22 protein-coding genes are annotated in these 24648 nt (G+C 65.3%); 16 read left to right on the top strand and 6 right to left on the bottom strand.

Features of this window, described 5'->3' with window-relative positions; genetic code table 11:
- Positions 1-31 precede the first annotated feature (31 nt).
- Positions 32-1195, bottom strand: coding sequence for a patatin-like phospholipase family protein (locus tag J6525_RS00980; protein WP_225641349.1), 1164 nt, complete (start codon positions 1193-1195; stop codon positions 32-34).
- A 240-nt stretch (positions 1196-1435) separates the two neighbouring features.
- Here J6525_RS00980 and J6525_RS00975 point away from each other — a divergent pair, with 240 nt between their 5' ends.
- From J6525_RS00975 to J6525_RS00965, 3 genes are all read left to right on the top strand, one after another.
- Positions 1436-2221, top strand: a complete 786-nt coding sequence (locus tag J6525_RS00975) for an acetoacetate decarboxylase (RefSeq protein WP_225641347.1) — start codon at positions 1436-1438, stop codon at positions 2219-2221.
- Between the two features lie 142 nt (positions 2222-2363).
- Entirely contained in the window at positions 2364-3383 is a 1020-nt protein-coding gene (locus J6525_RS00970) for a transporter (RefSeq protein WP_225641345.1), read from the top strand.
- A gap of 48 nt (positions 3384-3431) precedes the next feature.
- Positions 3432-4748 (top strand): carbohydrate porin, encoded by a 1317-nt coding sequence (locus J6525_RS00965; protein WP_225641595.1) that lies wholly within the window; start codon positions 3432-3434, stop codon positions 4746-4748.
- A gap of 28 nt (positions 4749-4776) precedes the next feature.
- Here J6525_RS00965 and J6525_RS00960 read toward each other — a convergent pair whose 3' ends face one another.
- The 3 genes from J6525_RS00960 to J6525_RS00950 all read right to left on the bottom strand — a co-directional run bounded on the left by J6525_RS00960 (position 4777) and on the right by J6525_RS00950 (position 8400).
- Entirely contained in the window at positions 4777-6081 is a 1305-nt protein-coding gene (locus J6525_RS00960; protein ID WP_225641343.1) for an MFS transporter, read from the bottom strand.
- Positions 6082-6397: 316 nt separating this feature from the next.
- Positions 6398-7594 (bottom strand): acetyl-CoA C-acyltransferase, encoded by a 1197-nt coding sequence (locus J6525_RS00955; RefSeq protein ID WP_225641341.1) that lies wholly within the window; start codon positions 7592-7594, stop codon positions 6398-6400.
- A 638-nt stretch (positions 7595-8232) separates the two neighbouring features.
- Positions 8233-8400, bottom strand: coding sequence for a hypothetical protein (locus tag J6525_RS00950; protein ID WP_225641339.1), 168 nt, complete (start codon positions 8398-8400; stop codon positions 8233-8235).
- A 195-nt stretch (positions 8401-8595) separates the two neighbouring features.
- Between J6525_RS00950 and J6525_RS00945 the strand changes: the two genes are divergently transcribed.
- The 3 genes from J6525_RS00945 (at position 8596) to J6525_RS00935 (ending at position 12280) form a co-directional block, all read left to right on the top strand.
- Entirely contained in the window at positions 8596-9240 is a 645-nt protein-coding gene (locus tag J6525_RS00945) for a hypothetical protein (RefSeq protein WP_092090631.1), read from the top strand.
- Positions 9241-9469: 229 nt separating this feature from the next.
- Positions 9470-10726, top strand: coding sequence for an MFS transporter (locus J6525_RS00940; protein ID WP_225641337.1), 1257 nt, complete (start codon positions 9470-9472; stop codon positions 10724-10726).
- Between the two features lie 141 nt (positions 10727-10867).
- Positions 10868-12280 (top strand): sensor histidine kinase, encoded by a 1413-nt coding sequence (locus J6525_RS00935; protein ID WP_225641335.1) that lies wholly within the window; start codon positions 10868-10870, stop codon positions 12278-12280.
- 182 nt (positions 12281-12462) lie between these two features.
- Here the strand turns inward: J6525_RS00935 and J6525_RS00930 are convergent, their stop codons facing one another.
- Positions 12463-13233, bottom strand: a complete 771-nt coding sequence (locus J6525_RS00930) for an enoyl-CoA hydratase (RefSeq protein WP_092090627.1) — start codon at positions 13231-13233, stop codon at positions 12463-12465.
- 221 nt (positions 13234-13454) lie between these two features.
- On the opposite strand from J6525_RS00930, the gene J6525_RS00925 reads away from it, so the two are divergent.
- Together J6525_RS00925 and J6525_RS00920 are read left to right on the top strand one after the other, a co-directional pair.
- A complete protein-coding gene (locus J6525_RS00925) occupies positions 13455-14006 on the top strand; it encodes a PaaI family thioesterase (RefSeq protein WP_225641333.1) in 552 nt (183 codons plus the stop codon).
- A 60-nt stretch (positions 14007-14066) separates the two neighbouring features.
- Positions 14067-14678, top strand: a complete 612-nt coding sequence (locus J6525_RS00920) for a TetR/AcrR family transcriptional regulator (protein WP_057019760.1) — start codon at positions 14067-14069, stop codon at positions 14676-14678.
- 163 nt (positions 14679-14841) lie between these two features.
- Here J6525_RS00920 and J6525_RS00915 read toward each other — a convergent pair whose 3' ends face one another.
- Positions 14842-15756, bottom strand: a complete 915-nt coding sequence (locus J6525_RS00915; RefSeq protein ID WP_225641331.1) for a LysR family transcriptional regulator — start codon at positions 15754-15756, stop codon at positions 14842-14844.
- 121 nt (positions 15757-15877) lie between these two features.
- Here J6525_RS00915 and J6525_RS00910 point away from each other — a divergent pair, with 121 nt between their 5' ends.
- The 8 genes from J6525_RS00910 to J6525_RS00875 all read left to right on the top strand — a co-directional run bounded on the left by J6525_RS00910 (position 15878) and on the right by J6525_RS00875 (position 24526).
- On the top strand, positions 15878-17374 hold the full coding sequence (locus tag J6525_RS00910) for a CoA-acylating methylmalonate-semialdehyde dehydrogenase (protein ID WP_092081799.1): 1497 nt from the start codon (positions 15878-15880) through the stop codon (positions 17372-17374).
- A 125-nt stretch (positions 17375-17499) separates the two neighbouring features.
- On the top strand, positions 17500-18645 hold the full coding sequence (locus J6525_RS00905) for an isobutyryl-CoA dehydrogenase (RefSeq protein WP_225641329.1): 1146 nt from the start codon (positions 17500-17502) through the stop codon (positions 18643-18645).
- A complete protein-coding gene (locus J6525_RS00900) occupies positions 18642-19724 on the top strand; it encodes an enoyl-CoA hydratase/isomerase family protein (protein ID WP_225641327.1) in 1083 nt (360 codons plus the stop codon). Before J6525_RS00905 ends, J6525_RS00900 begins: the two co-directional genes overlap by 4 nt.
- 25 nt (positions 19725-19749) lie before the next feature.
- Positions 19750-20637: a 3-hydroxyisobutyrate dehydrogenase gene (gene mmsB, locus J6525_RS00895; protein ID WP_225641325.1), complete on the top strand. Its 888-nt coding sequence runs from the start codon at positions 19750-19752 to the stop codon at positions 20635-20637.
- A 143-nt stretch (positions 20638-20780) separates the two neighbouring features.
- A complete protein-coding gene (locus tag J6525_RS00890) occupies positions 20781-22505 on the top strand; it encodes an AMP-binding protein (RefSeq protein ID WP_225641323.1) in 1725 nt (574 codons plus the stop codon).
- A gap of 13 nt (positions 22506-22518) precedes the next feature.
- Positions 22519-22998, top strand: coding sequence for a MaoC family dehydratase (locus tag J6525_RS00885; protein WP_016846543.1), 480 nt, complete (start codon positions 22519-22521; stop codon positions 22996-22998).
- A 194-nt stretch (positions 22999-23192) separates the two neighbouring features.
- Complete coding sequence (locus J6525_RS00880; RefSeq protein ID WP_225159189.1) at positions 23193-23339, top strand: hypothetical protein; 147 nt, start codon at positions 23193-23195, stop codon at positions 23337-23339.
- Positions 23340-23608: 269 nt separating this feature from the next.
- Positions 23609-24526, top strand: coding sequence for an SDR family NAD(P)-dependent oxidoreductase (locus J6525_RS00875; RefSeq protein ID WP_028344663.1), 918 nt, complete (start codon positions 23609-23611; stop codon positions 24524-24526).
- Positions 24527-24648: the final 122 nt, after the last annotated feature.

The following is a 24648-nucleotide window of genomic DNA, read 5'->3' as shown; positions in this document are numbered from 1 at the left end:
TCGCTGCGCTCCTCGCAATGACGACACGTATTTACTCCGCTTCCCGATGCACGTCGTGGATCACGATGCCCATGCCGTTCTCGGGCATCTTGATCCATTCGCGCCGCTTCAGCGAGCGCTTGGTGTCCTCGTGCCCGCTCACCCAGTGCTCGCGCATCGAGGTGCCGGAGAATTCGTGGTCCTTGGCGTCGCCCTCATAGGCCTTCTGCTGATAGATCAGCTGCAATAGCGTGATGCCCGGCAGCCGGGCGTTTGCCTTCTTGAGCTGGCGCTCCTCGTCCGAGAGCTGATCGTCGGGGATTTTTCCCAGCGCATTGTGCAGGGCGGTGCGCAGATTGTAGGTCTTGCGATAGACGTCGGTGTTGTAGCGGGTGCGCGACGAATACATGATGTCCTTGTGCCGGGCCATCACGTCCTGGATGTCGCGCGGCAGCGCGCCGCGCGCCGGGAACAGGTCGACCTGGAACACCAGCGAATTCTTGTTGTCTTCCTGATCGAGCAGATGCTGCAGCGGCGTGTTGGACACGATGCCGCCGTCCCAGAAATGATCGGTGCCGACCTTCACCATCGGCAGCGCCGGCGGCAGCGCGCCGCTCGCCATGATGTGCTCGGGAATGATCTCGTCATGGGCATTGTCGAAATAGATGAAGTTGCCGGAGAGCACGTTCACTGCGCCGACCGCGAAGCGTATCTTCTTGGAATTGATGCGGTCGAAATCGACCAGCTCGAGCAAGGACTCGCGCAGCGGCGTGGTGTCGTAGTAGCTGGTGGCGGTGCGCGCGCCGGCCGGGCTGAACCACGGATTGGCCTGGTGCGGGGTGAAGAAGCCGGGTTGTCCGAGCGTCGTCGTCAGCCATGAGCTGGTGAAATTGCGCGCCTTGCGGAAGATGTCGCCGTCCGGGGTGTAGTGCCAGATCTTGCGGCTGGTGATGCGATCCCAGAATGTGTGCAGCCGCTCGAGCCGCTTTTCGGGCGGATTGCCGGCGATGATCGCGGAGTTGATCGCGCCGATCGAGACGCCGCAGACCCAGTCCGGCTCGATGTTGGATTCATGCAGCGCCTGATAGACGCCGGCCTGATAGGCGCCGAGCGCGCCGCCGCCCTGCAGGACCAGGGCCACGCGATCGCAGCCTTCCGGACGCCAACCCGGCGTCGCGTGATCGATGTCGTCGAAATGCGGGGTTCGCGCGTCCATATCAGACACTCCAGAATTTGCGGCGAGAATTCAGCTCGCCGATGACGCCGTGATGACAAATGCAACGCCCGCGCTCGGCGCATCCGGCATGCCCGCCTGCATGGTTAGCATTGGCCTCATCAACGAAACGCGGGTCACGCAAGCGCAACCGCGGTCATGCGCCTGACGGAAATTCCTCACATCGCTGTCAATCTCGGCCGCTAGCTTTCGCGCAAACTTTTCAAACAGGGGGTCATTGCGATGCGCAGGGAAGATCTGCTCAAGCTTCCGTCGATGCCGGCCGCCGGCCCGAGCTATCCTGCCGGTCCGTATCGCTTCATCGATCGCGAATTCCTCGTCATCACTTATGAGACCGATCCGGAGTTGATCCGCGCCGGCCTGCCTGAGCCGCTGGAGCCGATCGAGCAGGCGATCGTGCATTACGAATGGATCAAGATGCCCGACAGCTCCGGCTTCGGCAGCTACACCGAGTCCGGCCTCGTGATCCCCGCGCGCCTGCATGGCGAAGAGGTCAACTTCGTCTGCCAGATGTATCTCGACGATGATCCGCCGATCGCGGCCGGCCGCGAGATCTGGGGCTTTCCGAAGAAGTACGCTCATCCCAAGCTCGAGATCGTCAAGGACACGCTGACCGGCACGCTGGAATATGCCGGCCAGCTCGTTGCGATGGGCACGATGGGCTACAAGCACGAGAGCATGGCGGGTAATGGCGACGTCACCCGCGCCACGCTGTCGAAGACGCAAGTTAATCTGAAGATGATCCCCGGCGTCGACGGGCATCTCGAGGTCTGCCAGCTGGTCGCGATCAACCTGACCGACATCGTCGTCAAGGGCTCCTGGATCGGACCGGGCCGGCTGCATTTGGTGCCGCATGTCAATGCACCGGTCGCCGATTTCCCGGTCAAGCGTGTCGTCGGCGCGCACCACTTCCTCGCCGATCTGACGCTGCCGTTCGGCCGCGTCGTGCATGACTACAACAAGGAGGCCGCGGAGGCGACGGCGCCGACCGGTCTTGCGGCGGAGTAGGGCGGTCGCTGACATAAAACTGTAACAGGCGCGTCCTCCTATGTTCCGTCGAAGGGACGCGCTTGCTCAGCGTTGCGCGTGGGCGAGGTCTTGAACATGTCATTTCGCGCGGTTGCGTTATCGATTGCCTTGGGGGCGGGCCATGCTGGCTGATCCACCTCCCGCTCCGGTCGGGTCGCTGCTGACCCGCGAGGCGGTCCCCGGTCTGGTCTGGGCGTTCCGCCTGCATCACGACGGCCGTGCCGAGGCGCTTCCGATCGATGCGCCGATCGAGCCGAGCCATGACGGAAGGCTGTGGCTGCACTTCAACCTGACCGACGTCCGCACCCGGGCATGGCTCGCCAACATGCACATCCCGCAGCTGGCGCGGGACCTCTTGCTGTCGAATGACAATTTCCAGCAGATCCACGTCGTCGACAATTGCGTCTACGGCGTGTTTTCCGATCTGGTGCGGGATATCGACGCCGCGACCCGCGAGACCGGCTTCCTCCGCTTTGCGATGACCGAACGCCTCCTGGTCAGCGGCCGCCATCAGGCGCTGTGCTCCGCCGATGCGACGCGCCGCATGCTCGAGGGCGGCCATCGCGTCGGCAGCGTCGCGGTGCTGCTGGAGAAGATCGTCGACGAGATCGCCGACACCATGGACCGCATGGCCGACAAAATCGGCACCGATATCGATGCGATCGAGGAGCGGGTGCTCGCCGAGGATACCGGATCGGAGCTGCGCAAGAATCTGAGCCGGATGCGCCGCACCTGCGTGCGCCTGCATCGCCAGCTCGCCGGCCTGCGCGTGCTGTTTCACCGGCTCGAGCAGAAGAACACCGACAATCTCAGTCCGGCGCTGCGGCTGCAGGCCGGCAAGCTCGCGCAGCGGCTCGACGGCCTCGACCACGACATCGTCGAACTGCACGAGCGCAGCCGCCTGCTCGAGGAGGAGCTGCGCTTCAAGCTCGAGGAGGAGAGCAACAAGCACCTCCACGCGTTGTCCGTCGTCACCATGATGCTGCTGCCGCCGACGCTCGTCACCGGCATCTTCGGCATGAACACCAAGGGATTGCCGCTGACCGATGTCGACAGCGGATTTCTGGTGGCCGCAGGCCTGTTGGCCGGGTCGGCGCTGCTGGCTTATCTGCTGATGCGGCGGCTCGGCATCGTCAAATAGCGCGAGCGCACCGCGGTATTCCCGATGTGCAGCGTTCTTTCCCGCGCGATGTTGGTGGCCGCGGCCCTCGCGCTCGGCGCGCCGGCGCATGCGGAGGACAAGCCCGCCGCCGACCGGATTGCGGATACGCGGGCTGCGCTCGAGGAGGCCGGCTACCAGTTCAGCCTGACCTATATCGGGGAGGGTTTTGCCAACGTCTCCGGCGGCGTCAGCAATGGCGCGGCCTATACCGGCCGTCTCGATCTCGGCACCACCATCGACCTCGAGAAGGCGATCGGCTGGAGCGGCGCGACCTTCCACGCCAACATGTACCAGATCCACGGCGACGGGCTGTCGCGGAGCTATGTCGGCAACCTGTTCCTGGTGTCCGGCGTCGAGTCGTTGCCGGCGACGAGGCTCTATGAATTCTGGATCGAGCAGAAGCTGCTCGGCGGCAAACTCTCGGTTCGCGTCGGCCAGCAGGGCTCGGACGTCGAGTTCATCGACAGCCAGTACGACGACATCTTCATCAATTCGGCGCTCGGCTGGCCCGGCATTGTCGGCACCATTCTGCCGGCCGGCGGGCCGTCGCCGCCACTTGCGGTGCCCGGCATCCGGTTCAAGGCCAATCTGTCCGACCGCATCACCGCCTATCTGGCACTGTTCGACGGCTCGGCTTCGCCGCCGCAGGGGGCCGACGATCCACAGATCTTGAACGCCCACGGGCTGAATTTCCGGGTCAACGATCCGCCATGGTGGATCGGCCAGCTCAAATACAAGTTCGAGATCGGCGAGAGCAGGCTGCCGGCGACCATCACCGGCGGCGCCTGGTATCACATGGGCTCGTTTGCCGACCAGCGCTTCTCGGCCGACGGGCTGTCGCTCGCTGATCCCGACAGCTCCGGCGACACGCGATGGCTGCGGCGGGACAACGGCATCTTCATGGTCTACGAGCAGCTGCTTGCGCGCGCCAGGCCGGACGCTGACAAGGGCGTGGCGTTCTTCATGCGCGCCTCGGTCAGCCCATCGGACCGCAATCTGATCAGCACCTATGTCGACGGCGGCTTCCTGTTCACCGGCTTCAGCGAGACATATCCGGACGATCGGTTCGGCATCGCCGCGATCTATGCCAGGATTTCGGACGCCGCGCGTGCGCTCGACCGCGACACCCAGATCTTCACGGGCACGCCGTATCCGATCCGCGACTACGAGGCGATTCTCGAGATCACCTACCAGCACGTGGTGAACCCGAATTTCACCATGCAGCCGATGTTTCAATACATCGCCCATCCCGGCGGCGGCGCCGTTGATCCCAACGATCCGACGCAAACGCATCGGATCAAGGACAGCGTGGTGTTCGGGATGCGCACTATCCTGTCGTACTGACCCGGCGCACGTCGCGCGGGAAGCGGCCTCAGGCCGCGACCGGCTTCGACTCGGCCACGGACTTCGGCTGGGGCCGCGCGATCGCCAGCGCGATCAGCGCGGCAAAGATGCACAGCGCACCGGCAATGAAGAACGCCGGCAGGTAGCTCTGATAGATCGTGCGCGACAGTCCGGCACCGAAAGCGGCGGCGCCTGCGCCGAGCTGGTGGCCGGCGAAGATCCATCCGAACACCAGATTGGCGCGCTCGGCGCCGAAGCGCTGCGCGGTGAGGCGCACCGTCGGCGGCACCGTCGCGATCCAGTCGAGGCCATAGAACATCGCGAACAGCGACAGTCCGTAGAACGTGAAGTCGGAGAACGGCAGGAACAGCAGCGACAGCCCGCGCAGGCCGTAATACCAGAACAACAGATAGCGGTTGTCGTAGCGGTCCGACAGCCAGCCCGAGACGATGGTGCCGAAGAAATCGAAGATCCCCATCGCGGCGAGCAGGCTCGCCGCCTGCACCTGCGGGATGCCGTAATCGAGGCACATCGGGATCAAATGAACCTGGACCAGGCCGTTGGTCGAGGCGCCGCAGACGAAGAAGGTCGCGAACAGGATCCAGAACACCGACGACTTCGCGGAGTCCCGCAGCGTGCCCAGCGCGGCGGCCACGATCGGCGCATTGGCCGGCGGCGGCGCGGCAAGTGGCGCCGTGCCCTCGTCGCCGAACGGACGCAGCCCGACGTCGCTCGGCCGGTCGCGCATCACCATCAGCACGGCAAAGGCGGCGACGCCGAGCATGACGCAGACCAGCCCGAGCGCGACACGCCAGCCGTAGCGCTCGGTCAGTGTCGCAAGCAGCGGCAGGAAGGCGAGCTGTCCCGTCGCGACGCTCGCGGTGAGGATGCCGACCACGAGGCCGCGTCGCGCCACGAACCAGCGCGCCGCGATGGTCGCGCCGAGCACCAGCGCGGTCATCCCGGTGCCGATCCCGATCACGACGCCCCACAGCAGGATGAGCTGCCAGACCTGGGTCATGGCGAGCGAGGCCAATAGTCCGCAGACCACGATCAGCTGCGCCGCCAGCGTCACGTTGCGCAGGCCGTAGCGATTCATCAGCGCGGCGGCGAACGGCGCCATCAGCCCGAACAGGATGAAGCGGATCGACAGCGCGGAGGAAATCTCGGCGGTGGACCAGCCGAACTCCTTCTGCAGGGGCACGATGAAGACGCCGGGCGCGCCGACGGTGCCGGCGGAGATCAGCGCGGCAAGGAAGGTCACGGCGACCATCACCCAGCCGTAGTGGATGTTGCGGCGGGCGAGGGCGGAAGCAAGCCAGTTCGAGATCATTGTGTTCCAGATCGATTGCGGTGAAAGCTCTGCGTGATGCGCAATATGGCACGAGGGAGCCATGGCTAAAATGCCATAGTTCCCTCGTTTTAGGACACGTGTTGGAGAACGATAGGATTGAGCCGCGGTCGCAACCGCGAACACGCCGCGCTCCCTCTCCCGCTTGCGGGGGAGGGCTGGGGTGGGGGCTCTCTCCGCGAGTCACATCGTGGGGAGAGCCCCCACCCGCCGCGCGCTACTCGCGCCGCGGCCTCCCCCGCACGCGGGAGAGGCGGAGTGAGCCTGCGGCCAGGGTGATCCACAAGAAGCATTAAGATTACTGAGCGACCCGCTCGACCGCGATCGCGGTTGCTTCACCGCCGCCGATGCATAGCGCGGCAACGCCGCGCTTCAGGTTCTGCGCCTCCAGCGCGTGCAGCAGCGTCACGATCAGCCGCGCGCCGGTGGCGCCGATCGGATGGCCGAGCGCGCAGGCGCCGCCGTTGATGTTCAGCCTGTCCCTGGGAATGCCGAGGTCGCGCTGCGCCGCCATCGCGACCACCGCAAACGCCTCGTTGATCTCGAACAGGTCGACATCGCCGACGCTCCAGCCGACCTTGTCGAGCAGTTTTCTGATCGCCGGGATCGGCGCCGTCGTGAACCACTGCGGCTCCTGGCTGTGGGTGGCGTGGCCCTTGATCTCGGCCAGAACCGGCAGTCCGTCGCGATCGGCGAGCGAGCGCCGGCTGAGGATCAGCGCTGCGGCGCCGTCGGCATTGGCCGAGGAGGCGGCCGGCGTGATGGTGCCGCCCGCGCGGAACGCCGGCTTCAGGCCGGGGATTTTTGCTGGATCGACCTTCAGCGGGTGTTCGTCATTGGCAACGATGCGCGGGCCGGCCTTCTCGGCGAGCGTGATCGGCGCGATCTCGGCCTTGAAGGCGCCGCCCTCGACCGCCTTGCGGGCACGGCTCAGCGTCTCCATCGCGAACGCGTCCTGGTCGGCGCGGGTGAACTGATAGGCCTCCGCGGTTGCCTCGCCGAAATCGCCCATCGAGCGGCCGGTCTCATAGGCGTCCTCGAGCCCGTCCATCATCATGTGATCGATGATGCGGTCGTGGCCGGCGCGATAACCGCCGCGCGCCTTCTGCAACAGATACGGCGCATTGCTCATGCTCTCCATGCCGCCGGACAGCACGATCTCGGCCGAGCCGGCCTTGATGATGTCGTGGGCCAGCATGGTCGCCTTCATGCCGGAACCGCAGACCTTGTTGACGGTGGTGGCGCCGGTGGCATCCGGCAGTCTGGCGCCGCGCGCGGCCTGGCGGGCAGGGGCCTGACCCTGACCGGCGGGCAGCACGTTGCCCATGAACACCTCGTCGATGCGCTCGGGCGCAAGTTTTGCGCGTTCGAGCGCAGCCCCGATCACATGCGAGCCGAGCTTGTGCGCCGGCAGCGGCGCGAGCTCGCCCATGAAGCGGCCGAGCGGGGTGCGGGCGGCGGAGAGGATGACGATGGGATCGGTGCTGGTTGCCATGGCAGGAGTCCCTTCAATGCCGGGGATTTGATTGAATTATTGTCATCATATGATGCAATGCAAAAAATGCAACTGCGGCTCTCATGACAAAATGTCGTGTTCGCATGAGTTGGGGATGGGATGCTCCACAATCACCAGTGTCGTCCTGGCGAAAGCCAGGACCCATAACCACCGCCTTCAGTGACGAACCGGATCGGGGCCCCAGCGCCGCGCAACAATTGAGATTCGGGGTAATGGGTCCTGGCCTACGCCAGGACGACGATGAGGATGGTCCTCGATTCATGATGATGCCGGGGAGAATGAGAGCGCACGGTTGCTTCCCAGGCGTCGTCTCTGCGAAAGCCAGGACCCATACTCCGCAGCGGATATTGTGAATGGGACTCGTTGTTCGGGCGTCGCTCAACAATGACGGCCTGTGGTTATGGGTCCCTGCTCCCGTGCGCAATTGCGCACTAGGCAGGGACGACACCGAATAGGTGTCCGCATCTCGACCCACGTTCGTGACGATCGCGATTCGCCCCTCGATCGGGTGAGACGGACAAACCATACACTGGATTGGTCTTCGCTTGCGTCGTCGGGCAAATCAGTGATTGAGAATTTCGCCGGGCGGCGGCATCCGAGCCTGTCTGCGATCTGACCTAATCCGACCGCCAGGCACCGAGCAGAAATCGTCGCTTCGGCGCGGAGCCCGCTTGTTTCTGCACGTGCGGCAGGTCGACGGCATAGCGCTTCATCAGCAGCCGGATTGCGATCGCGATGACCACAAAGGGCGCCAGGTAGATCGCGAAAACTTCGAAGGCGTTCATGTCGTCCTCCGCTGCCTCGGAACAGGCATGCTAGCACGATCACCTCGAGCGCGGGCGGATAAAACTGTACCGGCGCCGCTGAGTTGGCGTTAACCGAATTCCCGAGCGCTGATCAATTCAAGGTTGCGGAATACGGGTCTGTTTACCGATCCGGCGCTAGGGCTGGCGGATTGTGCAACGGAAAGTCCCACCGCAATGTCCGTGATCGCCGTCGAGCAGCCGTCCGCCCGCATTCCGCTCTCCGTCAAGATCGGCTTCAGCGCCTTCATGGCCGTCCTGGTGCCGGTGTACACCTACTGCTACGGGCCGACCAACTTTCTGTATTTCTGCGACGTCTGCCTGATCCTCACCTTGATCGGGGTCTGGACAGAGAGCGCGCTGTTGATTTCGATGTGCGCCGTCGGACTCCTTGTGCCGCAAACATTTTGGGTGATCGACTTTCTCGCCCATGTCGCCGGCTACTCGCTCACCGGAATGACCGACTACATGTTCGACCAGAACCTGTCGCTGTTCCTGCGATTCCTGTCGGGCTTCCACGGCTGGCTGCCGTTCCTGCTGCTGTTCCTGGTCTGGCGGCTCGGCTATGACCAGCGCGCGCTGATCGCCTGGAGCGTGCTGGCATGGGCGCTGCTGCTGATCTGCTACTTTGTAATGCCGGGACCGCGGCCGGACCCGGGCATGACTCCGGTCAACATCAACTACGTCTTCGGCACCAGCGACAGGGCGGCGCAAGGCTTCGTGCCGCCGCTGGTGTGGCTGGCCGGCCTGATGATCGGCCTGCCGCTGCTCGCTTTCGTACCCACCCATTTCATGCTGCGGCGCGCCGTGCAGCCGGTGTAGGGCCTGCGCTTCGCGAGGCTGCGCTATCCCGTCGCTGCGGATACCATCGTGCATGGCCGCATGCGGCGGCTTCGATTGACACCAATCGCCTCGGCGCTACGCTGCCGGAACAGGGCGTTTTCCCAAGCGACTCAAGACGGATTCAAAGCGCCGCAAGCACGACCGAGAAGCAAGACCCAAAAGAACAAGGAAAAAGGGCAGGACACGCCGTGACACGCGTCATCGCGTCTTGAGCGGGACCACGCGGACCTCCGCGCTCGCGCCATTTCGCATCCGCAGCTATCGCTTTCAATGGCCGTCCGATCTGCTCACCTCCTGGGCGTTCGAGGTCGAGACGCTGGTGCTCGGCTGGTACATCATGGTCGAGACCGGCTCGGTGCTGCTGCTGACCGTGCTGGCGTCGCTACAATATGTCGGCACGCTAGTGGCGCCGGTCGTCGGCATGATCGGCGACCGCATGGGGCACCGCGATCTCCTCGCCGTGATGCGCTTTGCCTATACGGCGCTCGCCGGCACCATCATGACGCTGGCGCTGACCGGGCATCTCGCCCCGCTGAACGTCATGATCATCGTCGCGATCATGGGCGTGATCCGCCCGTCGGATCTCGGCGTGCGCGGCGCGCTGCTCGCCGACATCATGCCGCCGGAGCAACTGGTCGGCGCCATCAGCCTGGCGCGCACCACGCAGGACTCGGCGCGTATCGCAGGAGCCCTGACCGGGGCCGGATTGTTCGCGGCGCTCGGCATCGGCTATGTCTATGTCGGGATCGCCGGCTTCTATTTCGTCGCCGCCATCCTGATGCTCTGCATGAGCCGCCCCAAGTCGCATGGCACGACCGATCTCGCCGGCGACGCGCCGGGTTCAAAGCTGCTGCGCGACCTCAAGGAGGGCGTCGTCTATGCCTGGAGCGGCCCGGGCATGCGCGCCGCACTCTGCGTCGCGTTCCTCGCCAACCTCACCGCGTTCCCGCTCACCAACGGTCTGTTGCCCTATGTCGCGCGCGACATCTTCCATACCGACCAGACCGGGCTCGGCTATCTCTCGGCAAGTTTTGCGGTGGGCTCGCTGATCGGCTCGATCACGCTCAGCATGGCCGGCGGGGTACGCATCGCGCGGCTTCTGATCGGCGCGACGCTCGCCTGGTACGCCATGCTGCTGGTGTTCGTCGAGCTCCGGACCATGCCGGTCGCGATGGCCTGCCTGCTGCTCGCCGGCATCGCGCAGAGCATGTCGATGATCTCGGCCGCCGTGATGCTGATGCGCAACGCCAGCGCGCATCTGCGCGGCCGCGTCATGGGCGTGCGCATGATGGTGATCTACGGCCTGCCGCTCGGGCTGCTCGCCGCCGGCAGCCTGATCGACCTGATCGGCTACACCGCGACCGGCACGCTGCTCGCCGCCGCCGGCTTCATCGCCATGCTGGCGATCGCGCTGCACTGGCGCGCCGACCTCTGGCCGACCCACGCCCCGGCCAACGCCCGGTGAGGGGCGCGGCGCGATGCCGCGCCGCGGTCGCCGATGCGCCAAAAGGACGCGACAGCGCGGGCAAGCTGTCGTAGATCATTTTCGACGCTCCTATTTCCAGTGCCAAGTTCCAGTGCCAGGCCTTTTTCGTTTGATATTGTAATGCTCCGTCTTTTGACCCGCCTTGGACTGCGCTTCGACGACATCGTCGAGGAGCGCCGATTTGTCGACCAGTACGTGCGGGGCAATATCGGCTGGACGCAGGTCGCGATGCTGCTCGGCGCCTTCACCTATGCCGGATATGCGTTCTGGGATTGGGTGCTCTATCCCGACGTCGTGGCGACCACGCTGGCGATCCGCGGCGGGGTCGCCGTGCTGGTCCTGCTGCCGCTCACCGCCTTGCTCTCAGTGCCCGCGATGAAGCCGTGGGCCGAGACGATCTTCCTCGTTTATTGCGTCGTTCCGGGCTGCGTGCTGCCGAGCGTCTACCTCGTGCTGCCCTCGGGATTCACCTATGCGGCACCCGGCGTGATGATGGTGATCCTGTTCGTCTCGACCATGCTGCCGCTGCGGATCGGGCCGCTGGCCGTGTTCTGTCTCACGACATGGATTGCGCTGTGCATCGCTGAATCGCTCGGGCCGGCTTTGCCGCCGGGGCTGCGCTTCATCAATCATTCCCTGGTCCTCAACGCCTTTGCGCTGTCGCTTTACGCCGTCGCCGCCCGCGAGTTCCGCGCGCGCCAGCAGTTTCGAACGGCGCAGGCGCTGAAGCAGGAAAAGGAGCGTTCGGAAGCCTCGTTGCGCGATTTGCACGCGACGCAATCGCAGCTCGTGCAGGCCGAGAAGCTGGCCTCGCTCGGGCAGCTCGTCGCCGGTGTCGCACACGAGGTCAGCACGCCGCTTGGCCTGGCGCTGACCACGTCAACCACCATGGAGGCGGACCTTCGCGCGATGGGCGAGGCGCTGAGCGGCACCGCCGTTCGCCGCTCCGACCTGACGCGGGGCATTGCACGGATCGAGAACGGCCTTCGACTGACCTCGGAAAATCTGCATCGGGCATCTGAAATGGTGCACAGCTTCAAGCAGGTCGCCATCCATCACGCCGACGAGGAGCGCCATACATTCGAGCTCGGCGGATGGCTCTCCGAGCTGATCGCAAAGCTCGGGCCGCTGCTGTCCCGTCAGGGATTGATCGTCGAACTCGACTGCCCGCAAGGCATCGTTCTGAACAGCTATCCCGGCGCGCTGGCGCAGGTGATCAGCAACCTGGCGTTCAACGCCGCGGCGCACGCTTATCCCGACGGCCGCGGCGGACGCTTCACCATGACGGTGACGCAGCCGGATCAGGCGCTCGCCCGCATCGCCTGCGCCGATCAAGGCATCGGCATCCGCGAGGATTTGCAGGCCCGCGTGTTCGATCCGTTCTTCACCACCGGGCGGGAGCGGGGCAATATCGGCCTCGGCCTGCACATCGCCTTCAATACCGTGGTGTCGTCGCTCAGCGGCCGAATCGCGCTGGAGAGCGAGCCGGGCCGCGGCACGCTGGTGCTGATCGAGATCCCGGTATCGAGCTGAACGGGCGGGCCGACCTCGGGCCGGTGCAGGTGCCTGCGAACGCGCGGCGAAAGTCACCCGCAGCAGCGTAGCCCGGATGAGCGAAGCGATATCCGGGGCATCCGGCCCCCGCATGTCGCTTCGCTCATGCGGGCTACAGATGACATGTCGCGGCGCTCATGCGGGCCACAGGTGCTGAACCGCTACCGCTTCCGATCCAAAAACCCCTGCAGCAGGCGCTGCGGCTCGCCGGTCAGGAACGACTTTCCGAACACGCCGACGCTGAGGTTCACCGACTCGGTCAGCGGCAGCTCTTCCCATTGCCGCAGCAGGTCCTTCTGGATCCGCAGCGCCTCGGGGCCGCATTCCAGCAGCGCCTTGACGGTGTGCTCGACCGCTTCGTCGAGGCCGCCGGGTTTTGCCACGGTGTCGACCAGGCCCCAGGCGAGCGCGGTCGGCGCATCGATGTTCTCTGCGGTCATCATCAGCCAGCGGGCGCGGCCCCAGCCGATCAGGCGCGGCAGCAGCGCGGCATGGATCACCGAGGGGATGCCGACGCGCACCTCGGGCATGCCGAACATCGCGTCATGCGCGGCGACGCGGACGTCGCAGGCTGCCGCGACCTCGAGGCCGCCGCCGAGGCACCAGCCGGGCAGGCGGGCGATCACCGGCGCCGGGAATTTGCGCACGGCCTCGCAGAGGTCGCGCAGCCGGCTGATGAATGCTTCGGCGGATGTCTGGTCGAGCCTCGCCATCTCCTTGATGTCGGCGCCGCCGATCATGCTGCGCTCGCTTTCGCCGGCCAGGATCACCGCGCGGATGCTCGGATCGGCGGCCAGATGCTCAAAACCCTCGCGCACGCCGTTGGTGACCGCGGAACTCACGATGTTCAGCTTGCCGGCGTTGCAGATGGTGAGGCGGACGACGCCTCTGTCGTCGCGGGCGATGCCGCAGTGGGGATTGAGCATGTCCATGGAAAAGTCCCGGCGCAGGAATGGATCGACAAGTCATTTCGGGATGGTGCGCAAGCACCAGACCCGGAATCACGAGATTCCGGGTCTGGTGCTTGCGTCGCCCCGGAATGACTTGGGCCATGTCCCGGACAAAGCATGGCTCTGTCAAGGGACCGGGTGCGGCGGTTGCGCCGAGGGATGCGGATCTATAGAATTATACGCATCATATAAATGGAGCCCTCATGACCGCTGCCGAAAGCATCGACCTTCATTCGCCCGATCTAACGCGCACCCGCGTGGTGGAATGGCAGGCGCCGGGACCAGTAGCGATGGCGGCGCTGCCGATGTCCGGGATCGAGGCGATGCGCGCGATCCGCGACGGCCGGTTGCCGCCGCCGCCGATGGCCAAGCTGATCGGCTTCCACATGGCCGTGGTCGACGAGGGCCGCATCGTGATGGAACTCGAGCCGCATGAGAGCTTGGAAAACACCATCGGCCTGCTGCACGGCGCGACCGCCGCGGCGCTGCTCGATACCGCGATGGGCTGCGCGATCTCTACCATGCTGCCGGCGCGGCAGACCTCGGTGACGCTCGACCTCAAGCTGACCTATCTGCGGCCGCTGTCGGCACGTTCGGGCACCATCAGCGCCGAAGGCAAGGTGATCAAGCTCGGCCGCCAGACGAGCTACACCGAGGGCTTCGTCCGCGACGGCAAGGGCAATCTTGCGGTGCACGCGACCGCGACGTTTTCGATGCTCGGCGGGGAACCGAAAGTGGCCGACAAGGCGAAATAACTGCAGCATTCCGGCCGCAAATCTGCTATTATATGATTAGAAACATTCCATGAGACCGGCATGCGCTATTCGAAAGAACACAAGCAGGAGACCCACGCGCGGATCGTCAAGAAGGCCGCGACGCGCCTGCGCGAGCGGGGCGCCCACGGCATCGGCGTCGCCGACCTGATGAAGGACGCCGGCCTGACCCATGGCGGCTTCTACGCGCATTTCGACTCGCGCGAGGCGCTGGTGATCGAGGCCTTCAGCTACGCGATGGACCGCGCCATCGAGCGCTGGCGTAAGGTCGCCGCGGACACGCCGCCGGAGAAGCGGCTTTCGACCATCATCGACGGCTATCTTTCGGCGGTGCACCGCGACGATCCCGGCCAGGGCTGCGCGATCCCGGCGCTCGGCGCCGAGATCGCCCGCGAGAGCCCGAAGACCCGCAAGGCGTTTGCCCTCAAGCTCGACCAGATGATCGACATGATGGCCGACCAGATCATCGACGTGCCGCGCAAGACCGCCCGCAAGCAGGCGATGGCGACGCTGGCGACCATGATGGGCACCATAGTAATGTCGCGCATCGCCGGCAGCGGCGAAATGTCCGACGAGATCCTGAGCGCGGGCCGCGAGGCGGTGCTGGGGCGCGCCGCCGCGGCCAAGGCGCCGGCGAAGAAGAAGGTGAATTAGCGCTTTAGCGCCAACTGGCGCGGCGCGCCTAATACTCGATCCGTCACCCTGAGGAGCGCGCATCGCGCGCGTCTCGAAGGGTCGACGGCCACCAGCCGGGCCGTGCATCCTTCGAGACGCGCTACGCGCTCCTCAGGATGACGGAAATAATACGGTGTCCGCCTCACACCCCGCTAAAAAGCGCGCGCTCGGCTTCCACGGTCTCGTAGATGTAGTCCGCCACCGCGCGGATGCGGGCGAGGTCCTTGCTGTCGGCGTGCATCAGCAGCCAGAAGGTGCGGGAGATCCGCACCTCGTCCGGCAGCACCGGCTGCAACTCGGGGTGGGCCGTTGCCATGAAGTGCGGCAGCACGGCGATGCCGAAGCCGGCGATGGTGGCGTTGAGCTGCGCGATCAGATTGGCGCTGCGGAATTTCGCCGAGATCTTCGGCGAGACCTGCGGCAGATAGTCGAGCTCCGGCGTGAACAGGAGCTCCTCGATGTAGCCGACGAAGCGGTGCCGCGGCAGGTCGGCGCGCGCAACAATTGCCGGCGCCTGGGCGAGATAGGCGGGTGCGGCATAAAGCCCGAGCGTGTAGTCCAGGAGCTTGCGGCCGACGATGCGGCCTTCCTTCGGCATGGTCAGGCTGATCGCGATGTCGGCCTCGCGCTTGGAGAGCGAGAACAGCCGCGCGGTGGCGACGAGCTGCAGATCGAGATCGGGATACCGCTCGGTGAACTTGACCAGCCGCGAGGCCAAAAAGTGGCTGCCGAAGCCGTCGGGCGCGCCGATCCGCACCGTGCCGGTGAGGTGGGCGCGCGAGCCGCCGACCGCCTCCTGGTTGGCGACGATGGTGGATTCCATCGCCTCCGCGCTGTCGGCGACGCGCTGGCCGGCCTCGGTCAGCAGATAGCCGGTCTTGCGCCGATCAAACAGTTTTGCGGAGAGGTGGCGCTCCAGCCGGTCGACACGGCGGATCACTGTGGCATGATCGACGCCGAGCTGCTTGGCGGCAGCCGAAACCGACCCGCCGCGCACAATGGCAAGCACGAAACGGAAGTCGTCCCAGTCGATTGTGCCGCCGCCTTGATCCAGCATTTCCGCACATCTATGGTGCAATTTATCGGACTTGAATCCCATAAAATGCAGGGTCAATAGGGTTTGTAAAGCGATCCCGCCGCGAGGAGCGGCGATTCAGGTGCTTCAGGGAGGTTTTTCCATGCGCTCAATCGGACATTTCATCGGTGGCAAGGAGGTCAAGGGCACGTCGGGCCGCACGGCTGACGTCTTCGAGCCGATGACCGGCGAGGTCCAAGCCAAGGTGGCGCTGGCCTCCAAGGCTGAGCTCCGCGCCGCGGTCGAGAACGCCAAGGCCGCGCAGCCGGAATGGGCCGCCACCAACCCGCAGCGCCGCGCCCGCGTCATGATGCGGTTCCTCGAGCTGGTGCAGCGCGACTACGACAAGCTCGCCGAGCTGCTGGCGCGCGAGCACGGCAAGACCGTTCCCGACGCCAAGGGCGACATCCAGCGCGGCCTCGAGGTCGCCGAGTTTGCCTGCGGCATCCCGCATCTGATGAAGGGCGAGTACACCGAGGGCGCCGGCCCCGGCATCGACATCTATTCGATGCGCCAACCGCTCGGCGTGGTCGCCGGCATCACGCCGTTCAACTTCCCGGCGATGATCCCGATGTGGAAGTTCGCGCCGGCGATCGCCTGCGGCAACGCCTTCATCCTCAAGCCGTCGGAGCGCGATCCCGGCGTGCCGATGATGCTCGCCGAGCTGATGATCGAGGCGGGCCTGCCGGCCGGCATCCTCAACGTCGTCAACGGCGACAAGGAGGCAGTCGACGCCATCCTGGACGATCCCGATATCAAGGCGATCGGCTTCGTCGGCTCGACCCCGATCGCGCAGTACATCTACGAGCGCGCCGCGCAGACCGGCAAGCGCTGCCAGTGCTTCGGCGGCGCCAAGAACCACGCCATCATCATGCCGGACGCCGACATGGACCAGACGGTCGATGCGCTGATCGGCGCCGGCTACGGCTCCGCCGGCGAGCGCTGCATGGCCGTCTCGGTCGCGGTGCCGGTCGGCAAGACCACCGCCGACCGCCTGATGGAGAAGCTGATCCCGCGCGTCGAGTCGCTCAAGATCGGCACCTCGGTCGATCCGTCGGCCGATTACGGCCCGCTGGTGACCCGCGAGGCGGTCGAGAAGGTCAAGAGCTACATCGACATCGGCATCAAGGAAGGCGCGACGCTCGCTGTCGACGGCCGCGGCTTCAAGATGCAGGGCTACGAGAAGGGCTTCTATCTCGGCGGTTCGCTGTTCGACAACGTCACCAAGGACATGCGGATCTACAAGGAAGAGATCTTCGGCCCGGTGCTCTCGGTGGTGCGCGCCCACGACTATCACGAGGCGCTGGCGCTGCCGTCCGACCATGACTACGGCAATGGTGTCGCGATCTTCACCCGCGACGGCGACGCCGCGCGCGACTTCGCGGCCAAGGTCAATGTCGGCATGGTCGGTATCAACGTGCCGATCCCGGTGCCGATCGCCTATTACACCTTCGGCGGCTGGAAGAAGTCCGGCTTCGGCGACCTCAACCAGCACGGTCCGGACTCGATCCGCTTCTACACCAAGACCAAGACGGTGACCTCGCGTTGGCCGTCCGGCGTCAAGGAAGGCGCGGAGTTCTCGATCCCGACGATGAAGTGATTTCCGGGAACGTCATTGCGAGCGCAGCGAAGCAATCCATCTATCCCCCGCGTGGAAGAATGGATTGCTTCGTCGCTTCGCTCCTCGCAATGACGGTGGGGTAACCTTCAGGGCTAGGCGGCGAGATGCAGTTCGCTCTCAACGAGGACCAGATCGCGGTTCGTGACATGGCGCGGGCGTTTGCGGTGGAAAAGATCGCTCCGCACGCGCTCGAATGGGATGAGACAAAGCGCTTTCCAGTCGACGTGATGCGCGAGGCGGCCGGCCTCGGCATCGGCGGCATCTATATCAGGGACGATGTCGGCGGCTCGGCGATGACGCGGTTCGACGCCGCGTTGATCTTCGAGGCGCTAGCGACGGGGTGCCCGACCACGTCGGCCTTCATCTCGATCCACAACATGGCGTCCTGGATGATCGATGCCTACGGCAACGACACCCAGCGCCACACATGGCTGCCGAAGCTCTGCACCATGGAGCTGATCGCGAGCTACTGCCTGACCGAGCCGGGCGCCGGCTCCGACGCCGCTGCGCTGCGCACCCGCGCGGTGCGCGACGGCGATCACTACGTTCTCAATGGCCAGAAGCAGTTCATCTCCGGTGCCGGCAGCACCGACCTGTTGGTGGCGATGGTGCGCACCGGCGGCGACGGACCCGGCGGCGTCTCGACGCTTGTCGTCGACGGCAAGACGCCGGGCGTGTCGTTCGGCAATAACGAGCGCAAGATGGGCTGGAATGCGCAGCCGACCCGCGCTGTGATGTTCGAGAATGCGCGCGTGCCGGTCGCGAACCGGCTCGGCGAGGAGGGCATCGGCTTCAAGATCGCGATGGCCGGGCTCGACGGCGGCCGCCTCAACATCGCGGCGTGCTCGCTCGGCGGAGCGCAGGCGGCGCTCGACAAGGCGTTGGCCTACATGAAGGACCGCAAGGCATTCGGCAAACGGCTCGACGAATTCCAGGCGCTGCAATTCAAGATCGCCGACATGGCGACCGAGCTGGAAGCTGCGCGCACCTTCCTGTGGCGGGCGGCGGCCGCGCTCGATCGCAAGGATCCGGATGCTTCCATGCTGTGCGCGATGGCAAAACGGTTCGGCACCGATGTCGGCTTCGAGGTCGCCAACCAGGCGTTGCAGCTGCATGGCGGCTACGGCTATCTCAGCGAATACGGCGTCGAGAAGATCGTGCGCGATCTGCGCGTGCACCAGATCCTCGAAGGCACCAATGAAATCATGCGGCTGATCGTGTCGCGCAAGTTGATTGAGGGCGCGCGATGAGTGATGTGGCAGCAGCCGAAGGCGATCTGATCGCGCGCAAGGAAGGTTCTGCCGGCATCATCCGGCTCAACCGGCCGAAGGCGATCAATGCCGTGACGCTGGAGATGTTCCACGACATCGACAAGGCGCTCGATGCGTTCGAGGCCGATCCCGATGTCGCTGTCATCGTGCTGGAGGGCGCGGGCGAGCGCGGCCTGTGCGCCGGCGGCGACATCCGCGCGCTCTGGGAGAGCTCCAAGGTCAAGGGCGATCTCGGCAAGATCCTGTGGCGCGACGAATACATCCTCAACGCGCGGATCAAGAAATTCCCAAAGCCCTATGTCGCCTTCATGGACGGCATCGTGATGGGCGGCGGCGTCGGGCTGTCGGCGCATGGCCGCCACCGCGTGGTGACGGAGCGGACCAAGCTCGCGATGCCCGAGGTCGGCCTCGGTTTCTTCCCCGATGTCGGCGGCACTTATCTGCTGTCGCGCTCGCCGGGTGAGATCGGCACCTATTTCGGGCTCACCGGCACCACCATGAACGGTCCCGATGCGATCTACGCCAAGTTTGCCGACGCCGTGGTACCGAGCGCAAAGCTGCCGGCGCTGCGCGAGGCGCTGACCAAGGTTGCGCCGGGTACGAGTTCGGCCGAGATCGACCGGCTGATCGGAGGCTTTGCCACCGTCGAGGAATCCGGCCCTGTCGCCGCGATGCAGGCCAAAATCGACGGCTGGTTCGCGCACGGCCGGATGGAGGACGTCGTCGCCGCGCTGACGGCCGACGGCTCCGACCTGGCGCAGGCCGCGCTGAAGACGCTCGGCGAGAAGTCGCCGCGCGGCATGGTGGTGACGCTGAAACTGCTGCGGTTGGCGCGCGCGACCGCGACGCTGGAAGAGTGCCTGAAGCGCGAATATCGCGCCGCGCTCGAAGTGTTCGCCAGCGACGATTTCCGCGAGGGCGTGCGCGCCGCCGTGATCGACAAGGATCGCAATCCGACATGGTCGCCGGCCGGGATCGAGCAGGTGACGCCGGAGATGCTCACGCCTTACTTCGCCGAGATCGGCGCCGACGAATTGAAATTTCCCGACAGCAAATAGAAACGTCGCAAGCGGAGGACTTCCCATGGCAAACGTCGCATTCATCGGGCTCGGCAATATGGGCGGGCCGATGGCCGCCAATCTGGTCAAGGCCGGCCACAAGGTGACCGCGTTCGATCTGGTCGCAGCGTCTCGCGATCAGGCCAGGAGCGACGGCGCCGCGATCGCCGAGAGCGGCGTCGGTGCGGTGAAGGGCGCCGATGTCGTCATCACCATGCTGCCGGCCGGCAAGCATGTGCTCGGCGTCTGGAGCGAGGTGCTGCCCGCGATGGCCAAGGGCACGCTGATCATCGACTGCTCGACGATCGACGTCGAAAGCGCCAAGCAGGCGCATGCGCTGGCCGCCAAGCACGGCATGGCCTCGGTCGATGCGCCGGTCTCCGGCGGCACCGGCGGCGCCAAGGGCGCGACGCTGACCTTCATGTGCGGCGGCGAGCCGAAGGCATTCGCGGCGGCCCAGCCGATGTTGGCAAACATGGGCAAGAAGATCGTGCATTGCGGCGCCGGCGGTGCGGGGCAGGCAGCCAAGATCTGCAACAACATGATCCTCGGTATTTCCATGATCGCGGTCGGCGAGGCTTTCGTGCTCGCCGAAAAGCTCGGCCTGTCGCACCAGGCGCTGTTCGACGTCGCCTCGACCTCGTCGGGGCAGTGCTGGTCGCTGACCACCTATTGCCCGGTTCCCGGTCCGGTGCCGACCTCGCCGGCCAACAACGATTACAAGCCGGGCTTTGCTTCGAACCTGATGGTCAAGGACCTGACCTTGGCGCAGGACGCCGCCAATGCGGCCGGCGCGGTCACGCCGCTCGGCAAGCACGCGCAGGAGATCTATAAGACCTTCGACGCGTCGGGTCACGGTGGGGTCGACTTTTCCGGAATTATCCAGCACGTTCGGAGCCTCGCTGGAAAGTAGCGGGCCGCGCGTAGCCCGGATGGAGCGCAGCGAAATCCGGGACTGCTCTATAGACCAGCGCGACCGCCCCCGGATTGCGCTCCGCTCCATCCGGGCTACGCTTGACGGTGACGCTGGTTGCCAATCAACGGGCTCGGAAGAAGATGACCACATTTCAGGACGCTCGCGCCTTTCTGCTCAAGCACCGCACCGACTATGACGCCGCGGTGAAGGGATTTCGCTGGCCCGATCCGGTACCGTTCAACTGGGCGCTCGACTGGTTTGATGCCGAACTGGCGCACAATGCCGACAGCCGCGACCGGCCGGCGCTGTGGATCGTCGATGCCGCCAGCGGCAACGAGACCAAGCTGTCCTTCGCCGAGCTGTCGCGCCGCTCAAACCAGGTTGCAAATTTCCTGCGCGCGCAGGGGCTGAAGCGCGGCGATCATCTGTTGCTGCTGCTCGGCAATGTCGTGCCGCTGTGGGAGACCATGCTGGCGGCGATGAAGCTCGGCGTGGTCGTGATCCCCGCCACCACGCTCTTGACCGCGGATGAATTGCGCGACCGGCTCGATCGCGGCAAGGCGAGGGCGGTGGTCGCCACGCAGGATCAGGTCGCGAAGTTCGCCGGCCTCGGCAGCGACAAGCTCGCGCGTATCGTGGTCGGCGCGACGCAGCCGCAGGACGGCTGGCTGCCGTTCGAGGATTCCGCCAAGCAGTCCGATGCATTCGCGCCCGATGGCCCGACCAAGGCCGACGATCCGATGCTGCTCTATTTCACCTCGGGCACCACGGCAAAGCCGAAGCTGGTGCGGCACAGCCAGCGCAGCTACCCGGTCGGCCATCTCTCGACCATGTACTGGATCGGTTTGCAGCCCGGCGACATCCATCTCAACATCTCCTCGCCCGGCTGGGCCAAGCATGCCTGGAGCTGCCTCTTCGCGCCGTGGAACGCGGGCGCGACGATCTTTATTGCGAATCAGCCACGCTTCGAGGCGAAGGGACTGCTCTCGATCATCGGCCGCTGCGGCGTCACCACGCTGTGCGCGCCGCCCACGGTGTGGCGGTTATTCATCCAGGAAGAGCTCGCAAGCTTCAAGGTCTCGCTGCGCGAGGTGTGCGGCGCCGGCGAGCCGCTCAATCCCGAGATCATCGACCAGGTCAAATCGGCCTGGGGGCTGACCATCCGCGACGGCTACGGCCAGACCGAAACCACCGCGCTGGCCGGCAACTCGCCGGGACAGAAGGTGAAGGTCGGCTCGATGGGCCGGCCGCTGCCGGGCTATCGCGTGCAGGTCACCGACAATGACGGCCACGCCGCGAAGGAGGGCGAGGTGACCTTGCTGCTCGGCGCCGATCGGCCGGCGGGCCTGATGCAGGGCTATCAGGGCGACGACGGCAAGCTGATCGGCACCGACGGCGAGATCTATCGCAGCGGCGACGTCGTGTTCACCGATGACGAGGGTTATCTGACCTTCGTCGGCCGCACCGACGACGTGTTCAAATCCTCCGACTACCGCATCTCACCGTTCGAGCTGGAGAGCGTGCTGCTCGAGCACGACGCGGTGGCCGAAGCTGCCGTGGTGCCGAGCCCGGACCCGATCCGGCTGGCGGTCCCGAAGGCCTATGTGCTGCTGGTATCAGGCGTCGAACGAACGCCGGAGACCGCGCTGTCGATCTTCAAACATTTGCACACGCGGCTCGCACCGTTTAAACGCATCCGCAAGCTCGAGCTGGTCACCGAACTGCCGAAGACGATTTCTGGAAAAATCCGTCGCGTGCAGTTGCGCCGGCTCGAACACGACGATGTCAGAAGCGACGCGTTGCGCGGGGTCGAGTTCCGCGAGGAAGAATTTCCGGAGCTGCAGAAGGTGCGGACCTCCGGTTAGCAGAGGTTAGCCAATGAACGAAGTCTGGAAGAAGCCGCCGGTGTCGCTGGAAACCTACCAGGGCATGGTCGGCAAGGAGATCGGCGTGTCCTCGTGGCACCTGCTCGATCAGGGCCGCATCGACACCTATGCCGACGTGATCGAGGATCACCAGTTCATTCACGTCGATCCCGAGCGCGCCAGGAAGGAGACCGCCTTCGGCACCACGATCGCGCATGGCTTCCTGACGATGTCGCTGATGTCGATCATGTCCTACGAGGTGATGCCGGTGCTCGAGGGCACCGCGATGGGCGTCAATTACGGCTTCGACAAGCTGCGCTTCATCTCGCCGGTGCGCTCGGGCAAGCGCGTCCGCGGCCGCTTCGTGCTGGCCGAAGCCACGCTGCGCAAGCCCAAAGAGTTGTTGTCGCGCACCAACGTCACGGTCGAGATCGAAGGCGAGGAAAAGCCCGCGCTGGTCGCCGACTGGCTCGGCCTGATCTATTTCAGCTGAGGATCGCAAGACGCGGTTGTGTTGCAACCGCGAAGGGTTGTGCACCTCTCCCGCAAGCGGGGGCGGTGCAGCGAGCCACCCGAATCTGATTTTTTTGGCGATGCTCTGCTCTGGCCCATGTGGCGCATTGACGGCTGTGTTCCCTGGTGTCCATGATGCCCGCTTTAGGCGGTGCGGTCCCGGGAGTGGCAGCCATGGTGCAAAACATCGTCGCCGGAATTGTCGTAGTCGCTTTGATTGTGATCGGTGCGATTAGCTACGCTCAAGAGCATCACGAGTGCTGGAGCGGACATCTGCTCAAAAGCCTGAAACCCTGCGGGTCGATGACCCCTTCGGTCTAGCGCGCTCGCTGGCCGTCCTTGGCTGCCCCGGCCGGGCTTGACCCGGCCATCCATCGCTGCTCAAAAGTCTCCAACCTTTTCATGCCGCTCGGGCACTAACCCTCTCCCCCTGTGGGAGAGGGTGGCGAAATCGAGCGGAGCGAGATGAAGCCGGGTGAGGGGTCTCTCTCCGCGTGCTCATCCGTGGAGAGAACCCCTCATCCGGCGCGCTGGCGCGCGCCACCTTCTCCCACAAGGGGAGAAGGGAAGTCAGAGCAGGAATGACAAGCATGGCAATCAGGTTTGACGGACGCGTCGCTATCGTCACCGGCGCGGGCAATGGTCTCGGACGGGCGCATGCGCTGGGGCTCGCCAGCCGCGGCGCCAAGGTCGTGGTCAACGATTTCGGCGGCGCGCGCGACGGCACCGGTGGGTCGCTGTCGCCGGCCGAGACCGTGGTCGAGGAGATCCGGAAAGCCGGCGGCACCGCGATGGCCGACGGCGCCGACGTCTCGAACTTCGAGCAGGTCACCGCGATGGTCGAGCGCGCCACCAAGGAGTGGGGCAGCGTCGATCTGTTGTGCGCCAATGCCGGCATCCTGCGCGACAAGTCGTTCACCAAGCTCGAGGTCGCCGACTGGGCCAAGGTGCTCGACGTGCATCTCACCGGCACCTTCTACTGCTGCAAGGCGGTGTGGGCCGGCATGCGCGAGCGCAATTACGGCCGCATCGTGCTGACGACCTCGTCGTCCGGCCTGTTCGGCAATTTCGGCCAGGCCAATTACGGCGCGGCGAAGGCCGGCATGGTCGGCCTGATGAACGTGCTCGCCGAAGAGGGCCGCAAGAACAACATCAAGGTCAACACCATCTCGCCGACTGCTGCGACCCGCATGACCGAGGAACTGCTGCCGCCGCAGGCGCTGGCGCTGATGAAGCCGGAAGCGATCACGCCCGCGGTCGAATTCCTGCTCTCGGAGGACGCACCGACCCGCACCATCATGGGCGCCGGCGCCGGCTCGTTTGCCGTGATCCGCGTGCTGGAGACCGAAGGCGTCAACCTGCCGCAGTCCGAATGGACGCCGGACGGCGTCGCCGCGCACTTCAATGCGATCAGCGACATGTCGACCGCAAAGGCGCTGCAGGGCGCCTTCGAGCAGACGCAGAAGTATGTCGCCCAGGCCGCCGCGCGGGCCGGGATCAAGTTGTAACTGATTTCAGTCGTCATTCCGGGATGGTGCGAAGCACCAGACCCGGAATCTCGAGATTCCGGGCTCGATGCTTCGCATCGCCCCGGAATGACGTTGGTTCAAGCGGACGCCGGACGTGACCG

It is taken from the genome of Bradyrhizobium australafricanum (assembly GCF_020329495.1).
Taxonomy (GTDB): Bacteria; Pseudomonadota; Alphaproteobacteria; order Rhizobiales; family Xanthobacteraceae; genus Bradyrhizobium; species Bradyrhizobium australafricanum.
This window is presented reverse-complemented; position numbering and strand designations above follow the sequence as displayed.

Excerpts from the sequence above, each read along its gene's own strand:
- J6525_RS00915 (WP_225641331.1), bottom strand. The coding sequence starts at position 15,756 with ATGCTGGATCAAGGCGGCGGCACAATCGACTGGGACGACTTCCGTTTC.
- J6525_RS00955 (WP_225641341.1), bottom strand. The coding sequence starts at position 7,594 with ATGGCAACCAGCACCGATCCCATCGTCATCCTCTCCGCCGCCCGCACC.
- J6525_RS00960 (WP_225641343.1), bottom strand. The coding sequence starts at position 6,081 with ATGATCTCGAACTGGCTTGCTTCCGCCCTCGCCCGCCGCAACATCCAC.
- J6525_RS00905 (WP_225641329.1), top strand. The coding sequence starts at position 17,500 with ATGCAGTTCGCTCTCAACGAGGACCAGATCGCGGTTCGTGACATGGCG.
- J6525_RS00920 (WP_057019760.1), top strand. The coding sequence starts at position 14,067 with ATGCGCTATTCGAAAGAACACAAGCAGGAGACCCACGCGCGGATCGTC.
- J6525_RS00910 (WP_092081799.1), top strand. The coding sequence starts at position 15,878 with ATGCGCTCAATCGGACATTTCATCGGTGGCAAGGAGGTCAAGGGCACG.
- mmsB (WP_225641325.1), top strand. The coding sequence starts at position 19,750 with ATGGCAAACGTCGCATTCATCGGGCTCGGCAATATGGGCGGGCCGATG.
- J6525_RS00975 (WP_225641347.1), top strand. The coding sequence starts at position 1,436 with ATGCGCAGGGAAGATCTGCTCAAGCTTCCGTCGATGCCGGCCGCCGGC.
- J6525_RS00885 (WP_016846543.1), top strand. The coding sequence starts at position 22,519 with ATGAACGAAGTCTGGAAGAAGCCGCCGGTGTCGCTGGAAACCTACCAG.
- J6525_RS00880 (WP_225159189.1), top strand. The coding sequence starts at position 23,193 with ATGGTGCAAAACATCGTCGCCGGAATTGTCGTAGTCGCTTTGATTGTG.
- J6525_RS00945 (WP_092090631.1), top strand. The coding sequence starts at position 8,596 with ATGTCCGTGATCGCCGTCGAGCAGCCGTCCGCCCGCATTCCGCTCTCC.
- J6525_RS00965 (WP_225641595.1), top strand. The coding sequence starts at position 3,432 with ATGTTGGTGGCCGCGGCCCTCGCGCTCGGCGCGCCGGCGCATGCGGAG.
- J6525_RS00970 (WP_225641345.1), top strand. The coding sequence starts at position 2,364 with ATGCTGGCTGATCCACCTCCCGCTCCGGTCGGGTCGCTGCTGACCCGC.
- J6525_RS00900 (WP_225641327.1), top strand. The coding sequence starts at position 18,642 with ATGAGTGATGTGGCAGCAGCCGAAGGCGATCTGATCGCGCGCAAGGAA.
- J6525_RS00890 (WP_225641323.1), top strand. The coding sequence starts at position 20,781 with ATGACCACATTTCAGGACGCTCGCGCCTTTCTGCTCAAGCACCGCACC.
- J6525_RS00925 (WP_225641333.1), top strand. The coding sequence starts at position 13,455 with ATGACCGCTGCCGAAAGCATCGACCTTCATTCGCCCGATCTAACGCGC.
- J6525_RS00875 (WP_028344663.1), top strand. The coding sequence starts at position 23,609 with ATGGCAATCAGGTTTGACGGACGCGTCGCTATCGTCACCGGCGCGGGC.
- J6525_RS00980 (WP_225641349.1), bottom strand. The coding sequence starts at position 1,195 with ATGGACGCGCGAACCCCGCATTTCGACGACATCGATCACGCGACGCCG.
- J6525_RS00935 (WP_225641335.1), top strand. The coding sequence starts at position 10,868 with ATGCTCCGTCTTTTGACCCGCCTTGGACTGCGCTTCGACGACATCGTC.
- J6525_RS00950 (WP_225641339.1), bottom strand. The coding sequence starts at position 8,400 with ATGAACGCCTTCGAAGTTTTCGCGATCTACCTGGCGCCCTTTGTGGTC.
- J6525_RS00930 (WP_092090627.1), bottom strand. The coding sequence starts at position 13,233 with ATGGACATGCTCAATCCCCACTGCGGCATCGCCCGCGACGACAGAGGC.